21 protein-coding genes are annotated in these 24,441 nt (G+C 70.4%); 16 read left to right on the top strand and 5 right to left on the bottom strand.

Annotated elements, in window-relative coordinates:
• Window positions 1–84: 84 nt before the first annotated feature.
• Window positions 85–1,131, top strand: a complete 1,047-nt coding sequence (locus JOE30_RS17110) for a methylenetetrahydrofolate reductase (protein WP_307806219.1) — start codon at window positions 85–87, stop codon at window positions 1,129–1,131.
• Here the strand turns inward: JOE30_RS17110 and JOE30_RS17105 are convergent.
• Genes JOE30_RS17105 through JOE30_RS17085 form a run of 5 tightly spaced genes read right to left on the bottom strand, consistent with a single transcriptional unit; the run spans window position 1,063 to window position 6,029 of the window.
• Window positions 1,063–2,241: a glycosyltransferase family 2 protein gene (locus tag JOE30_RS17105; protein WP_204868119.1), complete on the bottom strand. Its 1,179-nt coding sequence runs from the start codon at window positions 2,239–2,241 to the stop codon at window positions 1,063–1,065. The genes JOE30_RS17110 and JOE30_RS17105 overlap by 69 nt on opposite strands.
• Window positions 2,238–2,969, bottom strand: coding sequence for a DUF3153 domain-containing protein (locus JOE30_RS17100; protein WP_204868116.1), 732 nt, complete (start codon window positions 2,967–2,969; stop codon window positions 2,238–2,240). The genes JOE30_RS17105 and JOE30_RS17100 overlap by 4 nt, the downstream gene beginning before the upstream one ends.
• Window positions 2,970–2,992: 23 nt before the next feature.
• Window positions 2,993–3,844 carry a carotenoid biosynthesis protein gene (locus tag JOE30_RS17095; RefSeq protein WP_204868114.1) on the bottom strand — a complete coding sequence of 284 codons (852 nt, stop codon included), beginning with the start codon at window positions 3,842–3,844 and terminating at the stop codon, window positions 2,993–2,995.
• Window positions 3,841–5,457: an NAD(P)/FAD-dependent oxidoreductase gene (locus JOE30_RS17090; protein ID WP_204868111.1), complete on the bottom strand. Its 1,617-nt coding sequence runs from the start codon at window positions 5,455–5,457 to the stop codon at window positions 3,841–3,843. The genes JOE30_RS17095 and JOE30_RS17090 overlap by 4 nt, the downstream gene beginning before the upstream one ends.
• Complete coding sequence (locus JOE30_RS17085) at window positions 5,454–6,029, bottom strand: N-acetyltransferase (protein ID WP_239532996.1); 576 nt, start codon at window positions 6,027–6,029, stop codon at window positions 5,454–5,456. The genes JOE30_RS17090 and JOE30_RS17085 overlap by 4 nt, the downstream gene beginning before the upstream one ends.
• Before the next feature lie 325 nt (window positions 6,030–6,354).
• Here JOE30_RS17085 and JOE30_RS17080 point away from each other — a divergent pair, with 325 nt between their 5' ends.
• From JOE30_RS17080 to ftsZ, 15 genes are all read left to right on the top strand, one after another.
• Window positions 6,355–6,867: an SAV_6107 family HEPN domain-containing protein gene (locus JOE30_RS17080; RefSeq protein WP_239532400.1), complete on the top strand. Its 513-nt coding sequence runs from the start codon at window positions 6,355–6,357 to the stop codon at window positions 6,865–6,867.
• A gap of 167 nt (window positions 6,868–7,034) precedes the next feature.
• Window positions 7,035–7,463: a DUF3040 domain-containing protein gene (locus tag JOE30_RS17075; protein ID WP_204868107.1), complete on the top strand. Its 429-nt coding sequence runs from the start codon at window positions 7,035–7,037 to the stop codon at window positions 7,461–7,463.
• Window positions 7,464–7,975: 512 nt separating this feature from the next.
• Window positions 7,976–8,407, top strand: a complete 432-nt coding sequence (mraZ, locus tag JOE30_RS17070; RefSeq protein WP_027505841.1) for a division/cell wall cluster transcriptional repressor MraZ — start codon at window positions 7,976–7,978, stop codon at window positions 8,405–8,407.
• Window positions 8,408–8,608: 201 nt separating this feature from the next.
• Window positions 8,609–9,613: a 16S rRNA (cytosine(1402)-N(4))-methyltransferase RsmH gene (gene rsmH, locus JOE30_RS17065; RefSeq protein ID WP_204870504.1), complete on the top strand. Its 1,005-nt coding sequence runs from the start codon at window positions 8,609–8,611 to the stop codon at window positions 9,611–9,613.
• Window positions 9,610–10,410 carry a hypothetical protein gene (locus JOE30_RS17060; RefSeq protein ID WP_204868105.1) on the top strand — a complete coding sequence of 267 codons (801 nt, stop codon included), beginning with the start codon at window positions 9,610–9,612 and terminating at the stop codon, window positions 10,408–10,410. Before rsmH ends, JOE30_RS17060 begins: the two co-directional genes overlap by 4 nt.
• On the top strand, window positions 10,407–12,323 hold the full coding sequence (locus JOE30_RS17055) for a penicillin-binding protein 2 (RefSeq protein ID WP_307806218.1): 1,917 nt from the start codon (window positions 10,407–10,409) through the stop codon (window positions 12,321–12,323). Before JOE30_RS17060 ends, JOE30_RS17055 begins: the two co-directional genes overlap by 4 nt.
• A gap of 203 nt (window positions 12,324–12,526) precedes the next feature.
• Window positions 12,527–14,107 (top strand): UDP-N-acetylmuramoyl-L-alanyl-D-glutamate--2,6-diaminopimelate ligase, encoded by a 1,581-nt coding sequence (locus JOE30_RS17050; protein ID WP_307806217.1) that lies wholly within the window; start codon window positions 12,527–12,529, stop codon window positions 14,105–14,107.
• The gene (gene murF / locus JOE30_RS17045) at window positions 14,104–15,555 is read left to right on the top strand and encodes a UDP-N-acetylmuramoyl-tripeptide--D-alanyl-D-alanine ligase (protein ID WP_204868103.1); all 1,452 of its coding nucleotides are present in this window, start codon (window positions 14,104–14,106) and stop codon (window positions 15,553–15,555) included. Before JOE30_RS17050 ends, murF begins: the two co-directional genes overlap by 4 nt.
• The gene (mraY, locus tag JOE30_RS17040; RefSeq protein ID WP_204868100.1) at window positions 15,552–16,631 is read left to right on the top strand and encodes a phospho-N-acetylmuramoyl-pentapeptide-transferase; all 1,080 of its coding nucleotides are present in this window, start codon (window positions 15,552–15,554) and stop codon (window positions 16,629–16,631) included. The genes murF and mraY overlap by 4 nt, the downstream gene beginning before the upstream one ends.
• A gap of 7 nt (window positions 16,632–16,638) precedes the next feature.
• Window positions 16,639–18,129, top strand: a complete 1,491-nt coding sequence (gene murD / locus JOE30_RS17035; RefSeq protein WP_204870500.1) for a UDP-N-acetylmuramoyl-L-alanine--D-glutamate ligase — start codon at window positions 16,639–16,641, stop codon at window positions 18,127–18,129.
• Entirely contained in the window at window positions 18,126–19,688 is a 1,563-nt protein-coding gene (ftsW, locus tag JOE30_RS17030; RefSeq protein WP_204868097.1) for a putative lipid II flippase FtsW, read from the top strand. Before murD ends, ftsW begins: the two co-directional genes overlap by 4 nt.
• Complete coding sequence (gene murG / locus JOE30_RS17025) at window positions 19,685–20,806, top strand: undecaprenyldiphospho-muramoylpentapeptide beta-N-acetylglucosaminyltransferase (protein WP_204868095.1); 1,122 nt, start codon at window positions 19,685–19,687, stop codon at window positions 20,804–20,806. Before ftsW ends, murG begins: the two co-directional genes overlap by 4 nt.
• A complete protein-coding gene (gene murC, locus JOE30_RS17020; RefSeq protein ID WP_204868093.1) occupies window positions 20,803–22,278 on the top strand; it encodes a UDP-N-acetylmuramate--L-alanine ligase in 1,476 nt (491 codons plus the stop codon). Before murG ends, murC begins: the two co-directional genes overlap by 4 nt.
• A 14-nt stretch (window positions 22,279–22,292) precedes the next feature.
• Window positions 22,293–23,084 carry a cell division protein FtsQ/DivIB gene (locus JOE30_RS17015; RefSeq protein ID WP_082544518.1) on the top strand — a complete coding sequence of 264 codons (792 nt, stop codon included), beginning with the start codon at window positions 22,293–22,295 and terminating at the stop codon, window positions 23,082–23,084.
• Window positions 23,085–23,258: 174 nt separating this feature from the next.
• Complete coding sequence (ftsZ, locus tag JOE30_RS17010) at window positions 23,259–24,440, top strand: cell division protein FtsZ (RefSeq protein ID WP_027505852.1); 1,182 nt, start codon at window positions 23,259–23,261, stop codon at window positions 24,438–24,440.
• The last annotated feature ends 1 nt before the right edge of the window (window position 24,441 follow it).

The following is a 24,441-nucleotide window of genomic DNA, read 5'->3' as shown; positions in this document are numbered from 1 at the left end:
CTCTATCCGGGTATTCGGACACGGCGCCGGTGCGGACGACCTGGGGGCCCGAGCAGGTCGACGCGGGAATCTATGCTGTGAGGCGTGACAGACGAATCCTCCCGCGCGCGGGTCAGCCGCACTCCGTCGGTGATCGACCGGTTGAATTCCGCGGCGCACGGGAGTGTTCCGTTCTCCGTCGAGTTCTCGCCCCCTCGCGACGAGGCCGCCGAGGACCGCCTGTGGCGCGCCGTGCGCACCTTCGAGCAGATGCATCCCGCCTTCGTGTCCATGACGTACGGGGCGGGCGGATCCACGCGTGATCGCACGGTGCGGGTCACCGGCGAGCTGGCCGAGGTGACCAACCTGCTGCCCGTGGCCCACCTCACTGCCGTGGGGCACAGCCGCACCGAGCTGCGCGCGATGGTCGGGGCCTACGCGGACCGCGGCATCTCCAACATCCTCGTGTTGCGCGGCGACCCTCCCGGCGATCCGCTGGGTCCGTGGGAGAAGCATCCGGACGGCGTCGAGTACGCGGAGGAACTGGTGCGGTTGGTGTGCGAGCTGGGCGACTTCCACGTCGGTGTCGCGTCGTTCCCCGAGGGGCATCACCGCGCGCCCGATCTCGACCACGACACCCGCCATCTCGTCGCGAAGCTCCGTGCGGGCGCCGAGTACTCGATCACCCAGATGTTCTTCGACGTCGAGGACTATCTCCGCCTGCGTGACCGTGTCGCCGCGTTCGATCCGGAGCAGGGCGCCAAGCCGATCATCCCCGAGATAATGCCCATCACGTCGCTGCGCAGCGTCAAGCGTGCGATGGAGCTGTCGGGGTCTGCGCTGCCCGCATCGGTCGAGAAGCGCCTGTCCGCCGCGGCCGGGTCCGACCCGGACGAGAACCGGGCCGCTGTGCGCGCGGTGGGCATCGAGATCGCCACCGAGATGGGGGAGCGGTTGATCGCCGAGGGCGCTCCCGGTCTGCACTTCATCACGCTGAACTTCGCGAAGGCCACCAGTGAGGTCGTCGACAATCTCGGGCTCGCCCGCCCGGTTCCGGAGGGCACTGGCGGTATCGGTACCGGATCAGCGCCGGGTGGCCAGAACACGCGACTTCCACACGAGAGTGCCCTGGCGGCGTCCCCGGTCCGATGAGGCCAGCAGCGCCGAGCCCGCTGCGATGGACAGTGGGTGCAGCGCCGACGTGACGACGTCGCGTGCCAGCGAGTCGTCGCTGCCCTCCGCGCGGCGCGCGGCGATGCGCGAGACCCACCCGGCCAGGTACCCGGCGACTCCCCACCGGCGGGTCGATCCGCGCGCCGCCATCGCGATCGGTGGCAGGACCCAGACGGCCGTGGCGATCGCCGAGACGGCGAGAGTTCCTGCAGCGCCACCGAATTGGGACCAGAGCCACTTCGCGTGGCCGGCACGCACCTGCGCGGCGTCGGTGTACATGCGGCACGTCGCGACGCGCCCGCCGTACGCCACTGCCGTCGGGAGACCGCGGGAGCGGACGTGCCGCACCAGCGTCAGATCGTCGGCCACCGCGAAGCGTGTGCACTCGTGTCCGCCGACCACGCGGTAGGACTCGGCGTCGAGCACGAGGAACTGTCCGTTGGCCACGCCCATCGACGGCCGACGGCCTCGATTGGCGGCGCGGACGATGAGGGTCACCGACCACGACCAGGACAACAGGGGCTGGACGACCCGCTCGATCGTCGTCACGGCCGTCTCCGCGGGCCACGGGCAGAGCATGGCCACGTCGTGCTCGCGGAGAACGGACGTGGCGGCGTCCAGCGCATCGGGATGCAGCCGCACGTCCGCGTCGAGGAAGACGACGACGGTCGGATCGGTGGTCGCGAGCGCGCGGCGGCCGAGGTCGAGGCAGGCGAGGGACTTGCCCATTCCCGGCGCGTCGGGCGGTTCGGTCGTGCGGCCCGCCAGGATCCGGAAACGCGGATCGTCACCCACGACGGCCCGGGCGACGTCCGCGGTCCCGTCGGACGAGTCGTCGTCCAGCACGAGCACGGTCATCGCGGACCGGGAGCGCTGAGCCAGCAGATCCCGCAGCAGGTCGGGGAGACGCTCGGCCTCGTCGCGGGCAGGAATGCAGACCGTGATGCGCTCACCGGCCCGCACCGTCGCCGCGGACGAGGGCAGCACGCGGGGTGCGGTCGCGGCATTGATCAGGGCGATGCCCGCGGTGGCGATCGAGGCGAGCGAGCCGGCCCGGACCGCGTTCCGGGCTCGGCGCCGGGCGGTCACCGGCGGCCGGCCGACTCCGCATCGCGTCGGCGTCCGCGGGAAGCGTCGCGAGCGACGTAGGCCATGCCGCCGACGATGGCCGCGATACCCACGGTGACACCGAAGACGATGCCGGCCCACCCGGCGAAGCTGCGCGTGTTCGGATCCGAGTAGCGAACCTCGGCGCGCAGGGTGCTGCGCTCGCCGGCGGGGAGCTTCCAGGACACCACGTTGTCGCCCTCGCGGGCGCCGTTGGTGGTGGTGACACGGGCGGGGAAGGCGATGGTGAACTGCACGTCGCTGCCCTCGGCGGGCACGGAGCTCAGATCGACCTGGCCGGCGAGAGTGACGAGGTCACCCGCGCGGACCAGGGACAGTTGGTAGAGGCCGACCGACTGGTCGGACAGTGCCGCGAGCTGCTGCACGTCACCGAACGTGAGGTCGCTGAAGAGCGCCTCGCTGCCGACGTACCCGTCCGAGTCGTACGGCTGCACCCGGATCTTGCTGCCCAGGCTGTCGGGGACCTCCATGCCCGGTCCGGTGTCACCCTCGGCCGTCGGCACCGTCGCGGCGACGATGCGGCCGGACACCCGGTCGTTCGAGGACACGCCCATGGACACCTGTGCCCGGAGGCACCCGGCCAGCAGCGGAACCGTCAGCAGGGCGAGCACGAGGACGGAGACCACGCGGCGCGGCACGGAGGTGCGCGGCGACGTGCGAGGAGCAGCGGGGTGGGGCACAGCGGTCATCGTGCCAGGCCGCCGCGACACCGTCAGTGAACGGGTCGGTCGGCGCGGCGTGGCGCGTCGCGAGCGATGTCCGACCGGGGTCGGGACAGGGCGACGAGGAAGGGGACACCGACGACGCCCATGGCGACGAGGCCGTACAGAGCGGACCAGCCGAGGTCCGGCAGGAAGACTGCGTGGGCGAGAGCGGAGCCGAGCCACGTCCACACGAACAGCCCCCACGGCACCAGCGGGCTCACCGTGGGCGTCCGCATCGGTGCCCGCCCCAGGACCTCCATGGCGACGGCCATGAGCGCCGCGACGAGCAGCCATCCCACGTAGTTGGTCCACGGGATGCCGTCGAGCCCGGGCAGGGGAGCGAAGGAACTGCACCAGGTCCACTGACCGTCGGCCACCATCTGCGGGTCGAGATACAGATCCCATCCCACGACGCCGACGGTGGTGAGTCCCACGCGGGTGAGCACCGGTCGGCGCATCCGCTGCGCGACGACGGTCGCGGCGCACCACACCGGGTAGAGGCCGGCCGTCCAGGCGAACGGAACGACCACCGGTACGTGGGCCAGGGAGGGGCCGATGCGGTCCTGCGCGTACTCGTAGCACCCGAAGGGCATGCCGGTTCGCGTGCCGATGACCTCGGCCGTCAGACCGATCCCGGCGGTGAGCACCACCATGAGCGTGGCCCACCCGGCCCCGCGGGCGCTGGCCGCGTGCGTGACACAGGCGGCCGCGAGCAGAGCGACGACACAGAACGTCACGGCGTCCTTGACGCCGCCCGAGACGAGCGGGTAGCTGATCTGCGCGAGGACGGCCGCGGCGGCGAAGCCCACCGCGACGGGCGTGGCTCGCCCCGACGCCCGGAGAGTGTCTCCGGACCTCATCGGCGGCCCGGGAGAGCGGCGCTCAGACGCGACGCCACGCGCTTCAGAGGACTGCCCGCGCGTTCGGCGATCGCGAGCCGGGCGGCACTGCGACCGCTGGATCCGGAGACGCCGCCGCCGGGGTGCATCGAGGCACCGGTCAGGAAGAACGACGGGGCTCCGGGCACGGTCATGTCCGCGAGCGCGGGCATGGGGCGCCACATCATCATCTGGTGCAGTGACATCTCGACGTGCATCACATTGCCGCCGATGAGCCCGAGTTCCTGTTCGAGGTCCCACGGGGACTGGGTGTGTCGCTGCAGGATGCTGTCGGCGAAGCCGGGGGCGTACTTGTCCACCTCGGCGATGATCCGATCTCCCTCGAGTTCCGCCACCTCGGGGCTGCCGCCGCGCCAGCTCCGGCCGTCGGCCAGTCGGTACGGGTGCCACTGCGACCACAGCGAGACCTGGTGTTCGCCGGGCTTCGCGATCGACGGGTCGACCGCGCTGAAGCTCATGGCCAGCACCACCGGCGCCGGCGGGAGATCGCCTGCCGATGCCGCTCCGTGCGCTCGACGGAGCTGGGCCCGGTCGTGTACCAGCAGTTGCAGTCCTCGGGTGGACGCCTCGACGCTGGGAGCGCCGGGGTACTGCGGCAGCGACGACGTCGAGGCGCGGACCACCATGCCGATGCCCGGACCCACGTCGATCTGCCGCCGCCAGGACTCCGTCGTCGCCGTGTCGAAACCGCCGGCGTCGAGGAGGTCGAGCGTGGTCAGGATGTGGCATCCGGCGATGACCGTGCGTGCGCGCACCTCCTCGCCACTCGCGGTGCGTACCGACCATCCGTCTCCGACGCGCGTGACCGACACGACGGCGTCGCCGAGGGAGACGGTGCCTCCGTCGGCCTCGATCTTCGTCCGCAGCGCGACGCTGAGCGCGCCGCTGCCACCGACGGCGCGGCCGGGCGGGGTCGTGTGCATCAAGGCGTTGAAGGCCACCATCGGTGCCGTGCCGGGCTCGGACATCGGCGGACCGGACTGGGCGCCGAACCACGCGAGAGCCGCCTTCAGTCGCTCGCTGTCGAACCACTGGTTCAGCAGCGAGTCGCCCGACGCGAGGAACTCGCGGGACAGGGCCGCGGCACCGTCGCTCGCGTCCATGCCCCAGAAGGAGGACAGCAGAGCCCTGCCGGTGGGCGGGCTCCCGAACGACTTCATGACGCGTGCGCTGCGGGGCCCCCACAGTGCGACGAACGCGCGGTACGCGTCCGCGTCCTTGCGTCCGCACGCCGCCTCGATCGAGGCGCAGGTGGCGTCGAGATCGACCGAGAACACGATGCCCGGCTCGTCGGTGCCGGGCGGCGGCGGCGCGAACGCCCACGGATCGCAGTCGAGATAGCGCAGGCCGTGATCGGCGAGGCGCAACTCCTCGATGATGCCGGTCTGCCGGATCATGATGTGCGCGGACGAGCCCCGATCCACCTTGTGGCCGGGGAAACGCTCGACCGTGGAGGCCGCGCCTCCGACGACGGTGTCTCGCTCGAGGACGCGGACGGACCATCCGGCATCGGTCAGGTAGGCGGCGGAGACGAGTGCGTTGTGACCCGATCCGACGACGGCGGCATCGATCACGTGGTCGGCCCCTCTTCTGTGGTGGTGTCGAGACCGAGTCCGGTCCCGGGTGTCAGGGGTAATTCGCGGCCGAGCACCGCGAAGGGTCGGGCGTCGCCGGCGAAGTGAAATCTGCGGACGACGTCCTGGAACCCCGTACGCCGGTAGAGACGCCACGCTCGATTGTCCTCGCCGGTGACCTCGGGAGTGGAGAGCAGCACGGAACCCTCCCGACGGCCCGCCATGAGGGCGAGCAGGAGCCGTTCGCCGAGACGGTGCCCCTGAGCCTCGGGGGAGACGTGCAGCTCGGTCAACTCGACGTAGTCCGAGAGGACCCGCTCGGCGTTCTCGGCGGACCACCCCGCTCGTCGCATCCCGTCGCGGACCTGCTGATGCCACCACTGATGGGGCGCTCCGCGATAGCAGTAGGCGATCGCCACCAGGTGGTCGTCGCGTGAGACTCCTCCCACCGCGCCCCACCCCGGCCGCAGGATGTGCTCCGCCCACATCGGCGCCCGATGCAACTCGGTACCGCGCGGGTAGCCCATCGCGGCGACGTAGACGGACAGGGCCTCGGTCAACCGTCGGCGCATGTCCTGCGGGGTGAGTTCGATCAGACGAATGTCCTCGTCGGAGGGGCCACCTCGGGCGTCGTGAACGGTACTCACCTCGATCCCTCGCATCGTGTCGGACGTCCGCGCTACAGTGAAGTCATCGAACACGCGTTCGAACGAATCGACCTCGGGTCGATCGGCCCGGAATCGGGTCGATCCCTCGAGACGGTCCGGAGAACATGTCCGACCTCCATGCTTACATCGCGCTCGATCGGCCCGCTCAGGGGAGTAACCGACAGGCCGGCGGTGTTGAGAAGGACGTGGGACGCCGATCGGTTCACGTGTCGGAGAGGGAGGTAGCGCAATGGCTCGGAGCACGGGTGGTCACACTGCGGCACGCCGCAGCTCTGCAGACCGCACGGAGGGTGGTGACGCGGTGACGAACGGCACGGTGGTCTCGTTCGACGCCTCCGCGGCGCCCTCGCGCACGCATGCCCGCGCCCGCATGTTGCTGCGTCGCGCGGACGCCATTCTCGGTGACGCGGCCGGCGCACCGTCGGCGGCCGACATGTTCCTCGAGTCCTACGTCGCAGCGTTGCGCGGTGCCGGCGCGCTGCTCGACGCGGTCGATCCGGTGCCCAAGCGCGGGGCGTCCCGCAGCGCCTGGGTGCGCATGCGGACGGCTGCGCCCGAGTTCACGGAGTGGGCGTCGTACTTCGCGGCGTATTCCACGCTGCGTGCGTCCATCGAGGCGGGCTCGGCCGATCGGCTCGACGCGGCCGAGGCGGACGAGTTCTTCTCGCAGGTGGGACGCTTTCTGCACCGCGTCGAGGACCGTGTCACCTCGCGGTCCGACGCGGTCGCGGTGCCCGCATAGACCTGGTCGCCACCACGGAGCGACTTTTTCTCGCATACTGGTGGTGCAGGTAGGTGGCTCGCCGCCGATTCTGCTCGTATCATCGACAACAGGTAGCCGGACCGATCGGCTACCTCTCACTTCTGGCCAAGAAGTGAGAGCCACCATCCAGTGCCGGGGGAGGTACCGTGCCACTCTCCGAGCACGAGCAGCGCATGCTCGACCAGATCGAGAGCGCTCTCTATGCCGAGGACCCCAAGTTCGCGTCGACCGTGCGCGGCGGACGGATTCGAGCCGCATCCACGCGGCGTCGTTTCCAGGCCGTCGCTCTGTTCGTGATCGGCCTCATTCTGCTCATCGCAGGCGTGGCCCTCCCGATCAAGCCCGGTGGATTCCCGATCATCAGTCTCGTCGGCTTCGTGTTCATGTTCGGCTCCGGCGTGTTGCTCTTGCTGCGCAAGCCCACCGCGCCCCAGTCCGAGCAGTCCGAGGCCGACAACGCGCCGGCACCGGGAAGCGGCCCCCGCCGTTCCGGTTCCGCACCGCGCCGAGGTCCGCGCAAGGGATTCTCCTCGCGGATGGAGGATCGTTTCAAACGACGGTTCGACCAGGAATGAGAGACCGGAGCGATCACACCGATCGCTCCGATTCTCGTGTGAGGGGCAGCACGCCTCTCACCCCGATGCTGTGACACATCAGCGCGGCACCCACCACGGGTGCCGCGCTGATGTCGTTCAGGGCCGCGTGGGTGTCGATCCCCCCCACCGCGCCCCACCGGGGGTGGTCTCGGCCCCCAGATCCCCACCACGCCCCACTCCGCCACCCCCGGTGACTCTGCCGCGCGCTGTTGCGCGGGTCCGCGATGCGTGAAGATACCCGCTGACCTGGATTGATCCGGTTTGCCGGCGCTGCGGCCCGGTGGGGGCCGCCTCCACCACGCACACGCGGGTCCCCTGGCTACCGGACCGACTTCGCCGCCCTTCAGGCGCCCGACCAGGCTTTTTAGTGACGAGTCACTGAAATGTTCCGCCGTGTCGATTGAATGTGGGGGAAAGTGGGGTAATGTGGCGGACAGCGGGGATCGATGGAGTCCCGCGAACTGCACGACACGGGGTCGAGGAGGTGCCGAGTGTTTCTCGGTACCTACACGCCCAAGCTCGATGACAAGTTTCGACTGACGTTGCCGGCGAAGTTTCGCGAGGACCTGGCGGGAGGAGTGATGGTGAGCAAAGGGCAGGACCACAGCTTGGCCATCTACCCCCGCGACGTGTTCGCGGAGCGGGTGGCGAAGTTGTCGAAGGCCTCGCGGTCGAACCCGCAAGCGCGCGCGTACATCCGCAACCTCGCGGCCGGTACGGACGAGCAGCGGCCGGATTCGCAGGGTCGCATCACCATCGGGTCCTCGCACCGCGAGTACGCGGCGCTGTCGAAGGACTGCGTCGTCATCGGCTCGATGGACCACCTCGAGCTGTGGGACGCCGCGTCGTGGGAGCGGTACTCGCAGGAGCACGAAGAAGATTTCTCGCAGGCAGTGGACGAATCGCTCATGGACATGTTGTAGCCACACCCGGCCGGCGGCGAGTGCCGCGTGGCCTCTGCCCGAACCGGGCCTTGACGTACTTCCCCAACGCCAAGTACCGGTCGGACCCTGACGTACTTCCCCAACGCCAGGTTCCACTGTCGGACAGAGACCTCGACGCACTCACCGCCCCACCTGGCACGACACACAGCTCGAATGCGAATCAGGCGGGAGATCACCACCATGGCGGAGGACGAGCAGGCATCCGCCTCGGCTTTCTCGCACGTTCCGGTCCGTCTTCCTCGGGCCGACGAACTCCTCGGACCGGCGTTCGTCGCCGCTGCTGCGGACGACCGCGATCCTGTCTACATCGACGCCACTCTCGGCCTCGGTGGTCATGCCGAACATTTCCTCACAGCGTATCCGCGGTTGCGGCTCGTCGGTCTCGATCGCGACCCCGACGCGTTGGCCATGGCCGGAGAACGGCTGGCTCCCTTCGGTGACCGCGTCTCGCTGGTCGCGACCACGTACGACGGTATCGAGGAGGCGCTGGCGTCGGTCGGCCTCGGCGCGACGGACAGCGTCGACGGGATCCTCTTCGATCTCGGCGTCTCGTCGATGCAGCTCGACTCCACCGATCGTGGCTTCGCGTACTCCGTGGACGCACCGCTCGACATGCGGATGGATCCCACGACGGGTCGGACCGCCGCGGACATCCTCAACACCGCGTCGCACGGTGAGATCGCCCGCATCCTCAGCACCTACGGCGAGGAACGCTTCGCCGGCCGCATTGCCTCGGCGATCCTGCGCCGCCGGGAGACGGAACCGTTCGTCACCAGCGGGCCCCTCGTCGAACTGCTCTATGCGAGCATCCCGGCGGCGACGCGTCGCACCGGTGGTCACCCGGCCAAGCGGACGTTCCAAGCACTGCGGGTCGCGGTGAACGAGGAACTCGACTCGTTGCGCGACGCCATCGCACCGGCGCTCGACTCGCTGGTCGTCGGGGGACGCATCGTCTTCATGTCGTACCAGTCTCTGGAGGACCGCGTGGTCAAGCAGGAGCTGACACCGCGCACTCGGTCCACCACTCCGGAGGGGCTTCCGATGGAGCTGCCGGGAAGCGGACCCGAGTTCCGGCTGCTCACTCGCGGCGCCGAGAAGGCGTCGCAGGACGAGATCGACGACAACCCGCGCGCGGCTCCGGTCAGACTGCGCGGCGCAGAACGCATTTCCAGGAGGTCGTCATGAGTGTTCCGGTGGACGTGACCGGATCGGACGGCAGCCGCCGCGCCGGGTCTTCGCTCGAGACGGTGCGCGCACCACGGCCTCCCGCTCGCACGGGCGCGGCGAAGCGCGCGTACGACAAGCGGCGCCAGCGTGCGATGTCCCACGAGTCCGACCCGCGCGCGCACCGCCCCACCCGGTCCGTCGCAGCTCGGATCCCTTTCGTGGCCAGCATCATCGGGCTCCTCGCCATCGGACTCGCCTCGACACTGCTGTTGAGCACACGCGCTGCGGAGGACTCGTACCTGCTCAGTGCGGGGCGTGCCGCCAACCAGGAGTTGACGGAGCGGGCTGCCGCACTGCAACGTGACGTGGAGACTGCGAACTCGGCTCCCGAGCTGGCCCGTCGCGCGACCGCCCAGGGAATGATCCCGACGAAGGACGTTCCGCGACTGGTGGTTCTGCCGGACGGCGTCGTCCAGGTGATCGGTACGCCGGCACCGGCCGCCGGTCCACCGGCCCCCGACTTCGCGGCCGCCACCCCGTCGGGCGGTGCAGCGACTCCGAGTGCGCGCCCCGGCACACCCGCGTCCGGCGGGGAGGCGCTCACTCCCGTCGGTCGCCCCGGTGCGTCGTCGAGTGCGTCCCCGACCCCGACCACGTCGGCACCGGCAGCATCCACCACGCCGGCCCCCACGACGTCCGCGCCCGCGGCACCGACGACCACGCCGGTGCCGGCGAATGCTGCGCCGCAGCCTCTTCCGGCTCCCGCCGCCGCGGTGGGCGAGCAGCAGGTACCCATCGCAGGAGGCGCTCGGTGACCACTCGACAGCCGTACCGGAGCACCGGCCGCGACCACGGCGATCCACGCGCCCGGCAGGCCACCGGTTCCGGCCCTCGCGGTCCTCGTCCGCCGCGTCGGAAAGGTCCGCGCAAGTCCGAGACGTTCGACTTCCGCTTCCGCTACGGCCGTTTCGCGATGTTCGCCATCCTGGGTGTCGCGACGTTGCAGTTGCTGTGGATCCAGGGCATCGACGCTCCGTCGCTGTCGGCGCAGTCGGCCAGTCAGCGCACGACCACGATCGTCGATCCGGCGACGCGAGGGTCCATCACGGACCGCGACGGCAATCCCATCGCGTTCACGATGGAGGCGAAGGCGCTGACCTTCCAGCCGCAGCGAGTGCGTGTGGAGCTCGAGGAGGCGAAGGCGAAGGACGAGACGAAGCCGGATCCGGACGATCGCATCCGCGAGGTCGCTGCCGGTGTCCACGGCATCCTGGGCGACCTGGTGTCGGAGAAGGACCTTCTCGACAAGATGACCGGATCCTCGTCGTTCGAGTACCTCGTGCGCAGCATCGATCCCGCCGTCGCGGCGACCATCGCCGAGCAGTACCCCGAGGTCGGCCTCGAGCGCCAGGACATCCGCGAGTACCCGGGTGGGGCGCTCGCCGCCAACATCGTCGGGGCGACCGGCTGGGACGGCCACGGCCTGTTGGGCCTGGAGGACTCCCTCGACCCGGTGTTGGCCGGTACCGACGGCTCCCGCACCTACGACCGCGGCAGCGACGGCGCGGTGATTCCCGGCAGTTGGCGCGACCAGCAACCCGCCATCGACGGCTCGAATGTGGAGCTGACGCTCGACAGCGACATCCAATACTACGTGCAGCAGCAGGTCCAGCAGGCCAAGGATCTGTCGGGCGCCAAGAACGCGTCGGCCGTCGTCCTGGACTCGCACACCGGCCAGGTGCTGGCCATGTCGAACGACGGCACCTTCGACCCGGCCATCGGCGTGGGCAACAACTCGCCGACGGCGCAGATGGGCAACCTCGCGGTGTCCAGCCCGTTCGAGCCGGGATCGGTGAACAAGATCGTCACGGCGGCGGCCGCCGTCGAGGACGGTCTGACGAACCCCGACGAGGTGCTGCAGGTTCCCGGCAGCATCACGATGTCCGGTGCGACGGTCAAGGACGCCTGGGATCACGGCGTCGCGCCGTACACGACCACCGGTGTGTTCGGTAAGTCCTCCAACGTGGGCACGCTGATGCTCGCGCAGCGGGTCGGCGAGGATCGCTACGCGGACATGCTGGACAAGTTCGGGCTGGGACAGCGCACCGACGTGGGCCTGCCCGGCGAGAGTGCCGGCAGTGTTCCGGCCCGCGACCAATGGTCCGGCGGCACGTTCGCGAACCTTCCGATCGGGCAGGGCCTGTCCATGACCCTGCTGCAGATGACCGGGATGTACCAGGCGATCGCCAACGACGGCGTGCGCATCCCGCCGCGCATCGTCTCGGCGACCGTCGGCAAGGACGGTCAGCGCACCGAGGAGCCGCAGCCCGAGGGCGTGCCGGTGGTCAGCGCCGACACCGCGCGCACCGTGCGCGACATGTTCCGGGCCGTCACGCAGAACGACACCGGCAACCAGCGCGGCACCGGGGTCGCTGCCGGTATCGAGGGATACCAGGTCAGTGGCAAGACCGGCACCGCCCAGCAGGTCGATCCGGAGTGCAAGTGCTACTCCAACTCGAACTACTGGATCACCTTCGCCGGTATCGCGCCGGCGGACGATCCGCGCTACGTGATCGGCATCATGCTCGACGCCCCGACCCGCAGCTCCGACGGATCGGGCGGGCAGTCCGCCGCTCCGCTGTTCCACTCGATCGCGTCCTGGATGCTCCAGCGTGACGCGGTGCCGCTCTCGCAGGAAGGTCGTCGGCTCCTCCTGCAGGCGGACTGATCCGTCGACGGTGCAGGGCGTTCACCTGCACCGGGTCGGACTTCGCCATGGCACGTCTCGTGGCGTGCCGACTCGCCGGTAATCTGATGCGTCGGCCGCCGACCACCGGTCGGCGGCACTCGCATGTTCGGCGTCGAGGCAGTCACCGCACCGGCCCGAACACCCACCGTCCGCCCGTCACCACAGCAGAGGAGCGTCTCGAAGTGCCCAGCTCGACTCTCCGCCCGCAGCGGCCCACGGTCACGTCGGCGACCGAGCTGGCCCGAGAGATCGGTCTGCGCCACGGAGTGCTCGTCGACGGTGCGCTGGTCGACGCGACGGACGACGTCGGCGTCACGGGCATCGAACTGCGCGCCCAGAACATCCTCGAGGGCGATCTTTTCGCAGCCCTGCCGGGCGCCCGGTCGCACGGCGCCGCCTTCGCGGGCGAGGCGCTCGAGCGTGGAGCGGTCGCCGTGGTCACCGACGACGAGGGTCTGGCCCTCATGATCGGCTCCGGCGTGCCCGACGGGACGGCCGTCCTGGTGCATCCGCAGCCCCGCTCGATTCTCGGCACACTGTCCGCGGCGGTGCACGATCGGCCGTCCGCCAAGATGACGGTCATCGGCATCACCGGCACCTCGGGGAAGACCACCACGTCCTATCTGGTGGAGGCGGCGCTGCGCGCTGCCGGGCGCACTCCCGGGCTCATCGGCACCATCGAGACCCGTATCGGCACCGAACCGGTGCCGTCCGCGCTGACCACGCCCGAGGCTCCGAATCTGCACGCGATGTTCGCGGCGATGTACGAGCAGGGGGTGGACACGGTCGTCATGGAGGTGTCCTCCCACGCACTGTCCCTCGGCCGGGTCGACGGCACCACCTTCGCGGTGGGCGCGTTCACGAACCTCTCGCAGGACCACCTCGATTTCCATCTCACCTTCGAGGACTACTTCGCGGCCAAGGCCCGGTTGTTCGCCGAGGACTCGGCGGTCCGCGCGGATCGCGCCGTCGTCTGCGTCGACGACCGGTGGGGCCGGCGCATGGCGGGGATCGCGGCGGCCGGCGGCCGACCCGCCCCGCTCACCGTGGCGACCACGACCGAGGGGACGGCCTCCTGGTCGGTGACGTCCTGGTCGTCCGGGCCGGACGGCACCCAGCAGTTCGAGGTCACCGCACGGGAGACCGTCCTGTCGGCGTCACTCCGCATGCCGGGGCGCTACAACGTCGCCAACGCCGTGGTCGCCGCCGCCGTGTGCGCGGAGGTCGGGGTGGATCCGGCGGTCGCCCTCGCCGCGATGGCCGAGGTCGACGTGCCCGGCCGCATGCAGCGCGTCGAGCGTGGACAGAACTTCCTGGCCGTCGTCGACTACGCCCACAAACCCGCCGCACTCGAGGCGGTGCTGGCCACTCTGCGCGCTCAGACCGACGGCCGCATCGCCGTCGTCGTCGGCGCCGGGGGAGACCGCGACGCCGAGAAGCGGCCACTGATGGGCGAAGCCGCGGCGCGCGCCGCAGACCTGGTCGTCATCACCGACGACAACCCGAGATCCGAGGATCCGGCCGCCATCCGCGCGGCCGTCCGGCGAGGCGCCGATGCCGTCGGCGGTCGTGCCGAGGTGCGCGAGATCTCACCGCGCGACGAGGCGATCCACGCCGTGGTGCAGTGGGCGAAGGACGGCGACGTCGTCCTGATCGCCGGCAAGGGCCACGAGGTGGGGCAGGACGTCGGCGGCATCAAGCATCCCTTCGACGACCGCCGCGTGCTCGCCGACGCCCTCGACCGACAGAAAGGCTCGATGTGATCCGACTGTCCCTGTCCGCCGTCGCGGACATCGTGGAGGGCACACTGCACGACGTCCCCGATCCCTCCGTGGAGGTCACCGCCGGCGTCGAGTTCGACTCCCGGAAGATCACCGAGGGCGGACTGTTCCTCGCTCTTCCCGGTGAGCGCGTCGACGGCCACGATCATGCGGCCGGTGCCGTCGCCGCCGGTGCCGTCGCGGTGCTCGCAGCGCGCCCGGTGGGCGTTCCCGCCATCGTCGTCGAGCACCAGGACGGACCCGGCGCGGCCGTCCTGGAAGCACTCGGGAAGCTGGCCGCGGCGTCGGTCGCCGAACTGGCGGCGGGCGACCTCACCGTCGTCGGCGTCACCGGAAGCTCGGGCAAGACGTCGACCAAGGATCTGATCCGCGCGGTGCTCGAGCGTGCGGGCACAGTGGTCGCGCCGCCCGGCTCCTTCAACAACGAGCTCGGTCATCCCTGGACCGTGCTGCGCGCGGACGCCTCGACACGGTTCCTCGTCCTCGAGCTGTCGGCGCGGGGTCGCGGCCACATCGCCGCGCTGGCCGCGATCGCACCGCCGCGGATCGGTGTGGAACTCAACGTCGGCACCGCGCACCTCGGCGAGTTCGGTTCGCGCGAGAACATCGCCGAGACCAAGTCCGAACTGGTGCAAGCGCTTCCGGCCGCGGAGGCCGGTGGTCTGGCGATCCTCAACGCCGACGATCCGCTGGTGGCAGCGATGGCGTCGAAGACCACCGCCCGCGTCGTCACCTACGGGTCGGACACGAGCGCCGACATCCACGCGCTGGACGTCCGCCTCGACGAGACCGCACGCGCGTCGTTCACCATGGTCACGCCGTCGGGGAGCGCACCGGTGTCGCTCCTGGTCCACGGTGAGCACCAGGTGGGCAACGCGTTGGCGGCGGCTGCCGTCGGCCTGGACTGCGGCATGGACGTCGAGACCGTCGCCGCCGCGCTGTCGGGTGCGGAGGCCGCCTCGGCCCGGCGCATGGACGTACGCACGCGCGCCGACGGCGTCACCGTCGTCAACGACTCCTACAACGCCAACCCGGATTCGGTACGCGCTGCGCTGAAGGCGCTGGTCACGATGGCGCGCAGTGGCCGCGACAGCGGTCGGCGGTCCTGGGCCGTGCTGGGTGAGATGGCCGAACTCGGCGAGGAGTCGGTGATCGAGCACGATCGGATCGGCCGGCTCGCGGTGCGTCTGGCCGTCAGCAAGATCATCGTCGTGGGAACGGGTCGCCCGTCGCACGGCATGTATCAGGGTGCCGTCATGGAAGGGTCCTGGGGCGAGGAGGCCTATCTGGTTCCCGATGCCGACGCCGCGATCACGCTGCTGCGCGACGAGGTGGAGCCGGGTGACCTGGTGTTGGTGAAGGCATCCCAGTCGGTGGGGCTGTGGACCGTCGCGGAGGCATTGCTGAGCGAGCAGGGGGAGACTCGGTGAGACAGATTCTGTTCGCGGGCGGTATCGCACTGGCGGTGGCGATCCTGCTGACGCCCGTGTTGATCAAGGCGTTCTCGAAGCAGGGGTTCGGCCAGGAGATCCGGGTCGAGGGTCCTGCGAGCCATCAGTCCAAGCGCGGCACGCCCACCATGGGCGGCGTCGCGATCCTCGCCGGTCTCTGGGCCGGCTACTGGGGCTCGCACCTCATCGGCATCGGCTACGACGCGGACGGGCCGTCGGTGTCGGCGCTCCTGGTGCTGGGTCTGACGACGGTGCTGGGCTTGGTGGGCTTCCTCGACGACTTCATCAAGATCCGCAAGCAGCGCAACCTCGGACTGAACAAGACGGCCAAGCTGGTGGGTCAGCTGTTCGCCGCGGTGATCTTCGGTGTCCTCGCACTGCAGTTCAACGGTGCCGGCGGACTGACGCCGGGCAGCGTCCAGCTGAGTTACGTGCGCGACATCGCGACCGTCTCCATGGGCGGCATCGTCTTCATTCTGTTCTGCTACCTCCTCGTCAGTGCCTGGTCCAATGCGGTCAACCTGACCGACGGCCTCGACGGACTCGCGGCCGGGTCGATGACCCTGGTGCTGGGTGCGTACACCGTCATCACCTTCTGGCAGTACCGGCAGGCGTGCACCACGAGTCCCGGACCCGGCTGCTACGACGTCCGTGATCCGCTCGACCTGGCCCTGATCTGCGCCGCCGCTGCGGGTGCGTGCATCGGCTTCCTGTGGTGGAACGCGGCGCCGGCCAAGATCTTCATGGGCGACACGGGCTCGCTCGCGCTCGGTGGCCTGCTCGCCGGCCTGTCCATCGTCACTCGGACCGAGCTGCTGATGGTCGTCATCGGTGCACTCTTCGTGGCCGAGGCCGCGTCCGTCGTGATCCAGGTGGCGGTCTTCCGGTCGAGCCGCCGACGGGTGTTCCGGATGGCCCCGTTCCATCACCACTTCGAGCTCGGAGGATGGGCCGAGACGACGGTGATCATCCGTTTCTGGTTGTTGGCCGCCATCTCGTCGGCCGTCGGACTGGCTCTGTTCTACAGCGAGTACCTCTCGGCGATCGGCGACTGACGTGGTGTTGCACGATCCCCGCGAGCCCCTCACGTCACCGCTCGACCTCCGGGGTCGACGGGTTCTCGTCGCCGGTGGCAGGGTGTCCGGCCGCGCCGTGATACCCGCGCTGCTCGAGGTGGGAGCCTCGGTGACGGTGGCCGACTCGGACGCGTCGTCGCTCGAGGCCTGCGCCGATCTCGGGGTGGACACGGTCTCGATGGACGCGATCGCCACAGACCGCGACGCGGTCGCCGAGAGCGCCCTCGTCGTCACCAGCCCGGGATTCCGCCCCGATTCGCCGTTGCTCACCACCGCGCTCACGGTCGGCGTTCCGGTGTGGGGCGACATCGAGTTCTCCTGGCGGATCGATCAGGCCGAGGTCTACGGGCCGCCGCGCACCTGGTTGGTCGTCACCGGCACCAACGGCAAGACCACGACGACGTCGATGCTCGCGTCCGTCCTCGACGCGGCGGGCGTGGCGTCCGCGGCGTGCGGCAACATCGGCGTACCGGTCATGGACGCGCTGCGACGCGACCCGCGGGCGGACGTGCTCGCCGTGGAACTGTCGTCCTTCCAACTCTTCTGGGCGCCGTCGGTGCGACCCGCGGCCGGAGTGGTGCTCAACATCGCCGAGGACCATCTCGACTGGCACGGCGGCATGGAGGCCTACGTCCAGGCGAAGCTCCAGGCACTGCACGGCGACGTCGCCGTGGTGGGGCTGGACGACGCGATCGCGTCCACGCTGCGAGCGCGCGCCGCTGCTCCGATCACGGTCGGGTTCACTGCGGCCGACCCCGCTGCCGGCGATGTCGGTGTCGTGGACGGCACGATCGTGGACCGCGCGTTCGGAGACGCGGAGTCGCTGCTGGAGACGGACGCCATCGAACCCGCAGGGCCCGCGGGACTGCAGGACGCGCTCGCCGCGGCGTCGCTCGCGCGCGCGGCGGGGATCTCGGCCGGGCACATCGCGGCCGGACTTCGGTCGTTCCGCGTCGGACCGCACCGCGCCGCCGTGGTGCGCGAGCTCGGTGGGGTGCAGTTCGTCGACGACTCGAAGGCCACCAACCCGCACGCCGCGAGGTCGTCGATCCTCGCGCACGAGCGCGTGGTGTGGCTCGCTGGCGGTCTGCTCAAGGGCGCGGAGGTCGACGATCTCGTCGCCGAGGTCGCCCCGCGGCTCGTCGGTGCCGTGGTGTTCGGCCAGGACGGGGACGTGATCGCGGCAGCACTCGGGCGACACGCGCCGGATGTGCCCGTGGATCGGGTGCCGTCGGGAGACGATGCTGGAGTGGCCGATGCGACTGATGTGACTGACGGTGACGAAGTGATGGCGCAGGCGGTGCGGGCAGCCGCACGCCGCGCCGAGCCGGGAACCACCGTGCTCCTGGCACCCTCGACCGCCTCGTTCGATCAGTTCCGGGACTACGGGCACCGCGGCGACAGCTTCGCTGCCGCCGCCGCGAGCCTCGGCCCGCACGATCTCGCTCCCACCGCCGACCACGGCACGCCGGCATGAGCCCGGCCCGCGGCGCCACGACACCCCCGTCGCGCGCAGGCGGACCCGTGACCGAGCCGGTCACCGCCGCCCGCCCCGGTCGTGCGGCTCCGCGTCGGCGGCCCGTCCGCGCGAAGTTCGAGACGTGGGTCGACCGGCCCCTCGCGTCCTTCCACCTCATCGTCACCGTGGCGGCGCTGCTCACCATCCTCGGACTCGTCATGGTGCTGTCCGCGTCCTCGGTCGAGGCCTACGCCGAGGACGGTTCCGCGTACACGATGTTCACCCGGCAGGCCATCTTCACCGTGGTCGGCCTGGTGCTGTTCGTCGTGGCGCTGCGCCTCCCCATCCGGATCCTGCGCAAGATGTCCTTTCCGTTGTTCGTGGTGTCGGTGATCCTGCTGGTGCTCGTGCTCATCCCCGGCATCGGTACGGTCGCGCAGGGCACCCGCGGATGGTTCACCATCGGCGGAGTCGGCCTCCAGCCGTCGGAGATCTCGAAGGTGACCTTCGCCGTGTGGGGTGCGCACCTGCTCGCGTCGCGCCGGGCGGAGCGTGCCGACCTCAAGGGTCTGCTGATTCCTCTGGTGCCCGCCGCGATGGTGATCTTCTTCCTCATCGTGATGCAGCCCGACCTCGGTACCACGGTGGCCCTGGGCATCATTCTCATGGCTCTGCTGTGGTTCGCGGGCCTGCCGGTCAAGGTGTTCGGATCGGTCGTCGGCGGCCTGTTCCTGGCGGCGGTGGTGCTCGCCCTGACGGCCGGGTACCGCTCCGCGCGTATCCAGCAGTGGCTGAACCCCGGTAGCGACCCGCAGGGCACCGGGTACCAGTCCCGGCAGGCGCTGTACTCCCTGGCCGACGGTGGGTTGTTCGGTCTCGGCCTGGGTCAGAGCCGAGCCAAGTGGAGCTATCTTCCCAACGCGCACAACGACTTCATCTTCGCGATCATCGGCGAGGAACTCGGCCTGGTCGGGTGCATCGCGGTCATCGGACTGTTCGGGCTGCTGGTCTTCACGGGCCTGCGCATCGCGGCGCGGGTGCCCGATCCGTTCATGAAGATCCTGGTGGCGACGTTCACCGTCTGGATCCTCGCGCAGGCCGCCATCAACATCGGCTACGTCATCGGGCTCCTGCCTGTGACGGGACTGCAGTTGCCCCTGGTGTCCGCGGGCGGAACGTCCACCGCCATCACACTTCTGGTGCTCGGGCTGCTCGCCAACATCTCGCGACACGAGCCCGAGGCGGTGGCCGCGCTCGCGTCGGGTCACGACGGGAAGTTCGGCAGACTGCTCAGACTGCCGGTGCCCGAGCCCTATTCGCCGGTCAAGGCGTCACAGGCGCGAGGCGGACCGCGTGGTCCGGGCCGGCAGGGCGTGGCGGGACCCGCTGCGCGGCAGGCGTTGGCGCCACAGGCGCGACGACGCGAGTCCGAGCCCCGCGCGGCACGCCCCGCTCCCGATCGACACACGTCCGGACGCCCGTCCGCGCGGGATCCCCGACGGGGCGCCGCCGCGGACATGGCACGCAGCGCCGCTGCTCGCGACGCACGATCACGAGAACGGAGACATCACCGGTGACAGGCTCTTCCGGCGTGTCCGTCGTCGTCGCCGGCGGCGGCACGGCGGGACACATCGAACCAGCTCTCGCAGTGGCCGACGCCCTGCGGGAGCTGGACCCGTCGATACGGGTGACGGCACTCGGAACCGAACGGGGGCTCGAGACGACGCTGGTGCCGGCCCGCGGATACGAGTTGGCGCTCGTTCCGCCGGTGCCGTTGCCGCGCAAGCTCACCCGGTCGCTGTTCGCGCTGCCGGCCAAGGTGGTGCGATCGGTCCGCGCCACGCGTGCGGTCCTGCGCGACGTCGACGCGGACGTGGTGATCGGCTTCGGCGGGTACGTCGCGCTGCCGGCCTACCTCGCCGCACGCGGCACGGTGCCCGTGATCGTGCACGAGGCGAACGCGCGCGCCGGTATCGCGAACAAGGTGGGCGCCCGTGTGGCGACGAGAGTCCTCGCCGCCGTCGCCGGCTCCGGGATCCACGGCCGCGGGTCGTCGGAGGCCGAGATCGTGGGCATCCCTGTCCGGCCGACGATCACCGAGCTCGACCGGGCCGGACTGCGTGCCGAGGCGCGTGCACACTTCGGACTGCCGCAGCACGGTCCCGTGCTGCTCGTGTTCGGAGGGTCGCAGGGCGCCCGCTCGCTCAACCTCGCCGTGTCCGGCGCGTCGGCCGCGCTCGCGGCCGCCGGCGTGTCGGTGCTCCACGCGCACGGCCCGAAGAACACCCTCGACGTCGCGACGGCCGATCCGGACGCCCCGTACGTGGCAGTGCCGTACCTGACCCGCATGGACCTCGCCTACGCCGCCGCCGATGCCGTCGTCTGCCGGTCCGGTGCGATGACCGTCGCGGAGGTCTCGGCCGTCGGTCTGCCCGCCTTCTACGTACCCTTGCCCCATGGCAACGGGGAACAAGAGCTCAACGCGGGCCCGATCGTCGCGGCCGGCGGTGGTGTCGTGATCGCCGACGCCGACCTCACGCCGGAGTTCGTGGCCACCGACGTGGTGTCGCTGCTGACCGATCCCGATCGCGTGTCGGCCATGAGTGCGGCCGCCGCGGGCGCGGGTCATCGAGGCGCCGCCGCGGAGGTCGCCCGCATCGTTCTCGAGGTCGCCGGACGAGGTGGTCGAGCATGACCGGACACACCGTCGACGCGACCCTGCCGCCCGAACTGCAGCGCGTGCACATGGTCGGCATCGGGGGAGCGGGCATGTCGGGGATCGCCCGGATCCTGCTCTCACGCGGTGGCCAGGTGTCGGGCTCCGACGCCAAGGAGAGTCGCGGCGTGAAGGCGCTGCGCGCCCGCGGCGCCCAGATCCGGATCGGGCACGACGCGTCGGCGCTCGACATGCTCGAGGGCGGCCCGACGGCGCTGGTCACGACGCACGCGGCCATCCCGAAGACGAACCCGGAGCTGGTGGCGGCCGCCGAGCGCGGTGTGCCCGTCCTCCTGCGTCCGGCCGTGCTCGCCTCGCTGATGAAGGGCTTCCGCACCGTCCTGGTGTCGGGGACACACGGCAAGACCTCGACCACGTCGATGCTCGTCGTCGCGCTGCAGCACTGCGGTGCAGATCCGTCCTTCGCCGTGGGCGGTGAGCTCAACGAGGCGGGTACCAACTCTCATCACGGCACCGGCGAGGTCTTCGTCGCGGAGGCGGACGAGAGCGACGGGTCGCTGCTGCAGTACGACCCCGACGTCATCGTCGTCACCAACGTGGAGGCGGATCACCTCGACTACTTCGGCAGCGAGGACGCCTACGTCCAGGTGTTCGACGACTTCGCCGCTCGGCTGTCCTCCGGCGGTGCCCTGGTGGTGTGCTCGGACGATCCCGGGTCGCGAGAGCTGGCTCGTCGGGTCGCCGCGAAGGCGACCGACGGTGTGCGGGTGCTGACGTACGGCTCCGAGGACGCGCACGTCGACGGCGCCGAGGTGTCCGCGACTCTGCTCGGGTGGGAGCCCGAGGACACCGGCGGCGTGGTGCAGTTCCGGCTGGCCGGCGAGGACCGTGCCCGCACCGTGCGTCTGGGTGTGCCCGGACGGCACATGGCGCTGAACGCGTTGGCCGCGATCGTCGCCGCGCGCGAGACCGGGGCCGGAGTCGACGAGATCATCGAGGGGCTGGCCGGTTTCGCCGGTGTGCACCGACGGTTCCAGTTGCAGGGCCGTGAGCGCGGCGTGCGCGTGTTCGACGACTACGCCCACCATCCCACCGAGGTCCGTGCGGTGCTCGGCGCCGCGGCGGACCTGGTGCGCACTGCGGACACCGCGACCCCCGGTCGCGTGATCGTCGTGTTCCAGCCCCACCTGTACTCGCGCACGGTGACCTTCGCGGACCAGTTCGCGGCCGCATTGGATCTGGCCGACGAGGTGGTGGTGCTCGACGTCTACGGCGCGCGTGAGGAACCGGTTCCCGGCGTCAGCGGCGCGACGGTGGCCCGGTCGGTGACCAAGCCGGTGCACTACCAGCCCGATCTGTCCGCGGTACCGCGTCAGGTGGCGCACCTGTGTGTCGCCGGCGACATCGTGGTGACGATGGGCGCGGGCGACGTGACCATGCTGGGAAGCCAGATCCTCGATGCTCTCCGCTCCACCCCGGCGCGGCGCTGAGCTCGGGACGTGACATGGCAGGACGACAGACCGTGAACGCGCGCGGTACCGGCCGCACCCGACCCGCGGCCACACCGCGTCGCGTCGGTGCAGAGCGGTCGACGCGGTCGCGCACGTCGACGCGGGCGCCGGCGCGCGAACCGCGTGTCGGTCGCCGCGGCAAGCTGCTGATCCTTCTCGCGCTCGTCGCCTCGGTCGCCTTCGTGGCGGTGTCGTACTTCGGTCCGCTGTGGGCGGTCTCCTCCGTGCAGGTGAACGGCAACGCCGCGGTCTCGCGTGAGCAGGTCGTCCAGACGCTGCAGGTCGCCGAGGGGACACCCCTGCCGAGAGTGGACACGGATGCTGCCGCGGCGCGGGTCGCCGCCATCCCGAAGGTCGCGTCGGTCCGGGTCCAGCGCGTGTACCCGTCCACGGTGCGGGTCACGGTCGAGGAGCGGGTTCCGGTCGTCTTCTTCGACGCGGCGGACGGTACCCACCTGATGGACGCCGAGGCCGTCGACTTCGCGGTGGAACCGCCCCCGCCCGGGGTGGTGCGCATGGTGGTGGCCAGCCCGTCCTTCGGCAACCTCGAGACCCGTGCGGCCCTGTCGGTCCTCACGGCGCTGCCCGGTCCGCTGCGATCGCAGGTGGCGCAGATCGACGCGCCGACCATCTCCGCGGTGTCGTTGACGTTGTACGACGGCCGGGTCGTGGTGTGGGGGAGCAGCGAGGACACGGAGTACAAGGCATCCATCGCCTTGCCACTGCTCACTCAGCCGGGTCAGACCTACGACGTGTCGAGTCCGGATCTGCCGACCATCCGGTGACGATGACGTCCCACATATTTTTCCTGCGCGTGTCGGCGCGCCTAATGGAACCCGCCGAGCGGTGTCTCTAGCGTTTCACCCAGTCGATCACTTGACATAACTATGAACCTATGGTTCAGGTTGAGGGTTTGCCTCGACTGCATCATGCACACCAACCACGGAAGGCGAGAGCCCATGACGCCCCCGCACAACTACCTCGCCGTAATCAAGGTCGTCGGCATCGGCGGCGGCGGCGTCAACGCGGTCAACCGCATGATCGAGCAGGGACTCAAGGGAGTCGAGTTCATCGCGGTCAACACGGACGCGCAGGCGCTGCTCATGTCGGACGCCGACGTCAAGCTCGACGTCGGTCGCGAGCTCACCCGCGGCCTCGGCGCCGGTGCCGATCCCGAGGTGGGCCGCAAGGCCGCCGAGGACCACAAGGACGAGATCGAAGAGGTGCTCAAGGGCGCCGACATGGTGTTCGTCACCGCGGGCGAGGGTGGCGGCACCGGCACCGGTGGAGCCCCCGTCGTCGCGAGCATCGCGCGCAAGCTCGGCGCCCTCACCGTCGGTGTGGTGACGCGGCCCTTCTCCTTCGAGGGCAAGCGGCGCGGCGGTCAGGCCGACGTCGGCATCCAGGGTCTGCGCGAGTCGTGCGACACCCTCATCGTCATCCCGAACGACCGGCTGCTGCAGCTCGGCGACGCCGCCGTCAGCCTGATGGACGCGTTCCGCTCCGCGGACGAGGTGCTGCTCAACGGTGTCCAGGGCATCACCGACCTCATCACCACTCCCGGCCTCATCAACGTGGACTTCGCGGACGTCAAGGGCGTCATGTCCGGTGCGGGCAGCGCGCTCATGGGTATCGGGTCCTCGCGCGGCGAGGGGCGCGCCATCAAGGCGGCCGAGTCGGCCATCAACTCGCCGTTGCTCGAGGCGTCCATGGAGGGTGCACGTGGCGTGCTCCTCTCCATCGCCGGCGGATCCGATCTCGGTCTGTTCGAGATCAACGAGGCGGCATCGCTGGTGCAGGAGGCCGCACACATCGACGCCAACATCATCTTCGGCACCGTGATCGACGATTCGCTGGGCGACGAGGTGCGGGTCACCGTCATCGCCGCCGGTTTCGACGGCAGCGGTCCGGCCCGTCGCCCCATCGAGGCACCGCAGAGCCAGTCGCGCGGCGCCACCGTGGGAACGGCCCGCGCGGGCGAGACGCGTACCGAGGACGACGGTCCCGCCGTCTTCCGCGACGCGCCGTCCTCGTCTCTTCCCCCCATCGGCGAGCGCGCCGCGCGTGCCACCGGACATCCCGTCCGGGTGGAGGACGAGGGCGACGACGACGTGGACGTGCCCTCCTTCATGCGTCGGTGAG

Origin of the sequence: Rhodococcus sp. PvP016, assembly GCF_017832185.1 — a bacterium.
In the GTDB taxonomy this organism is placed as follows: Bacteria; Actinomycetota; Actinomycetes; order Mycobacteriales; family Mycobacteriaceae; genus Rhodococcoides.
Note: the sequence above shows the minus strand (reverse complement) of the source record. Positions and strands in the feature narration are given on the sequence as shown.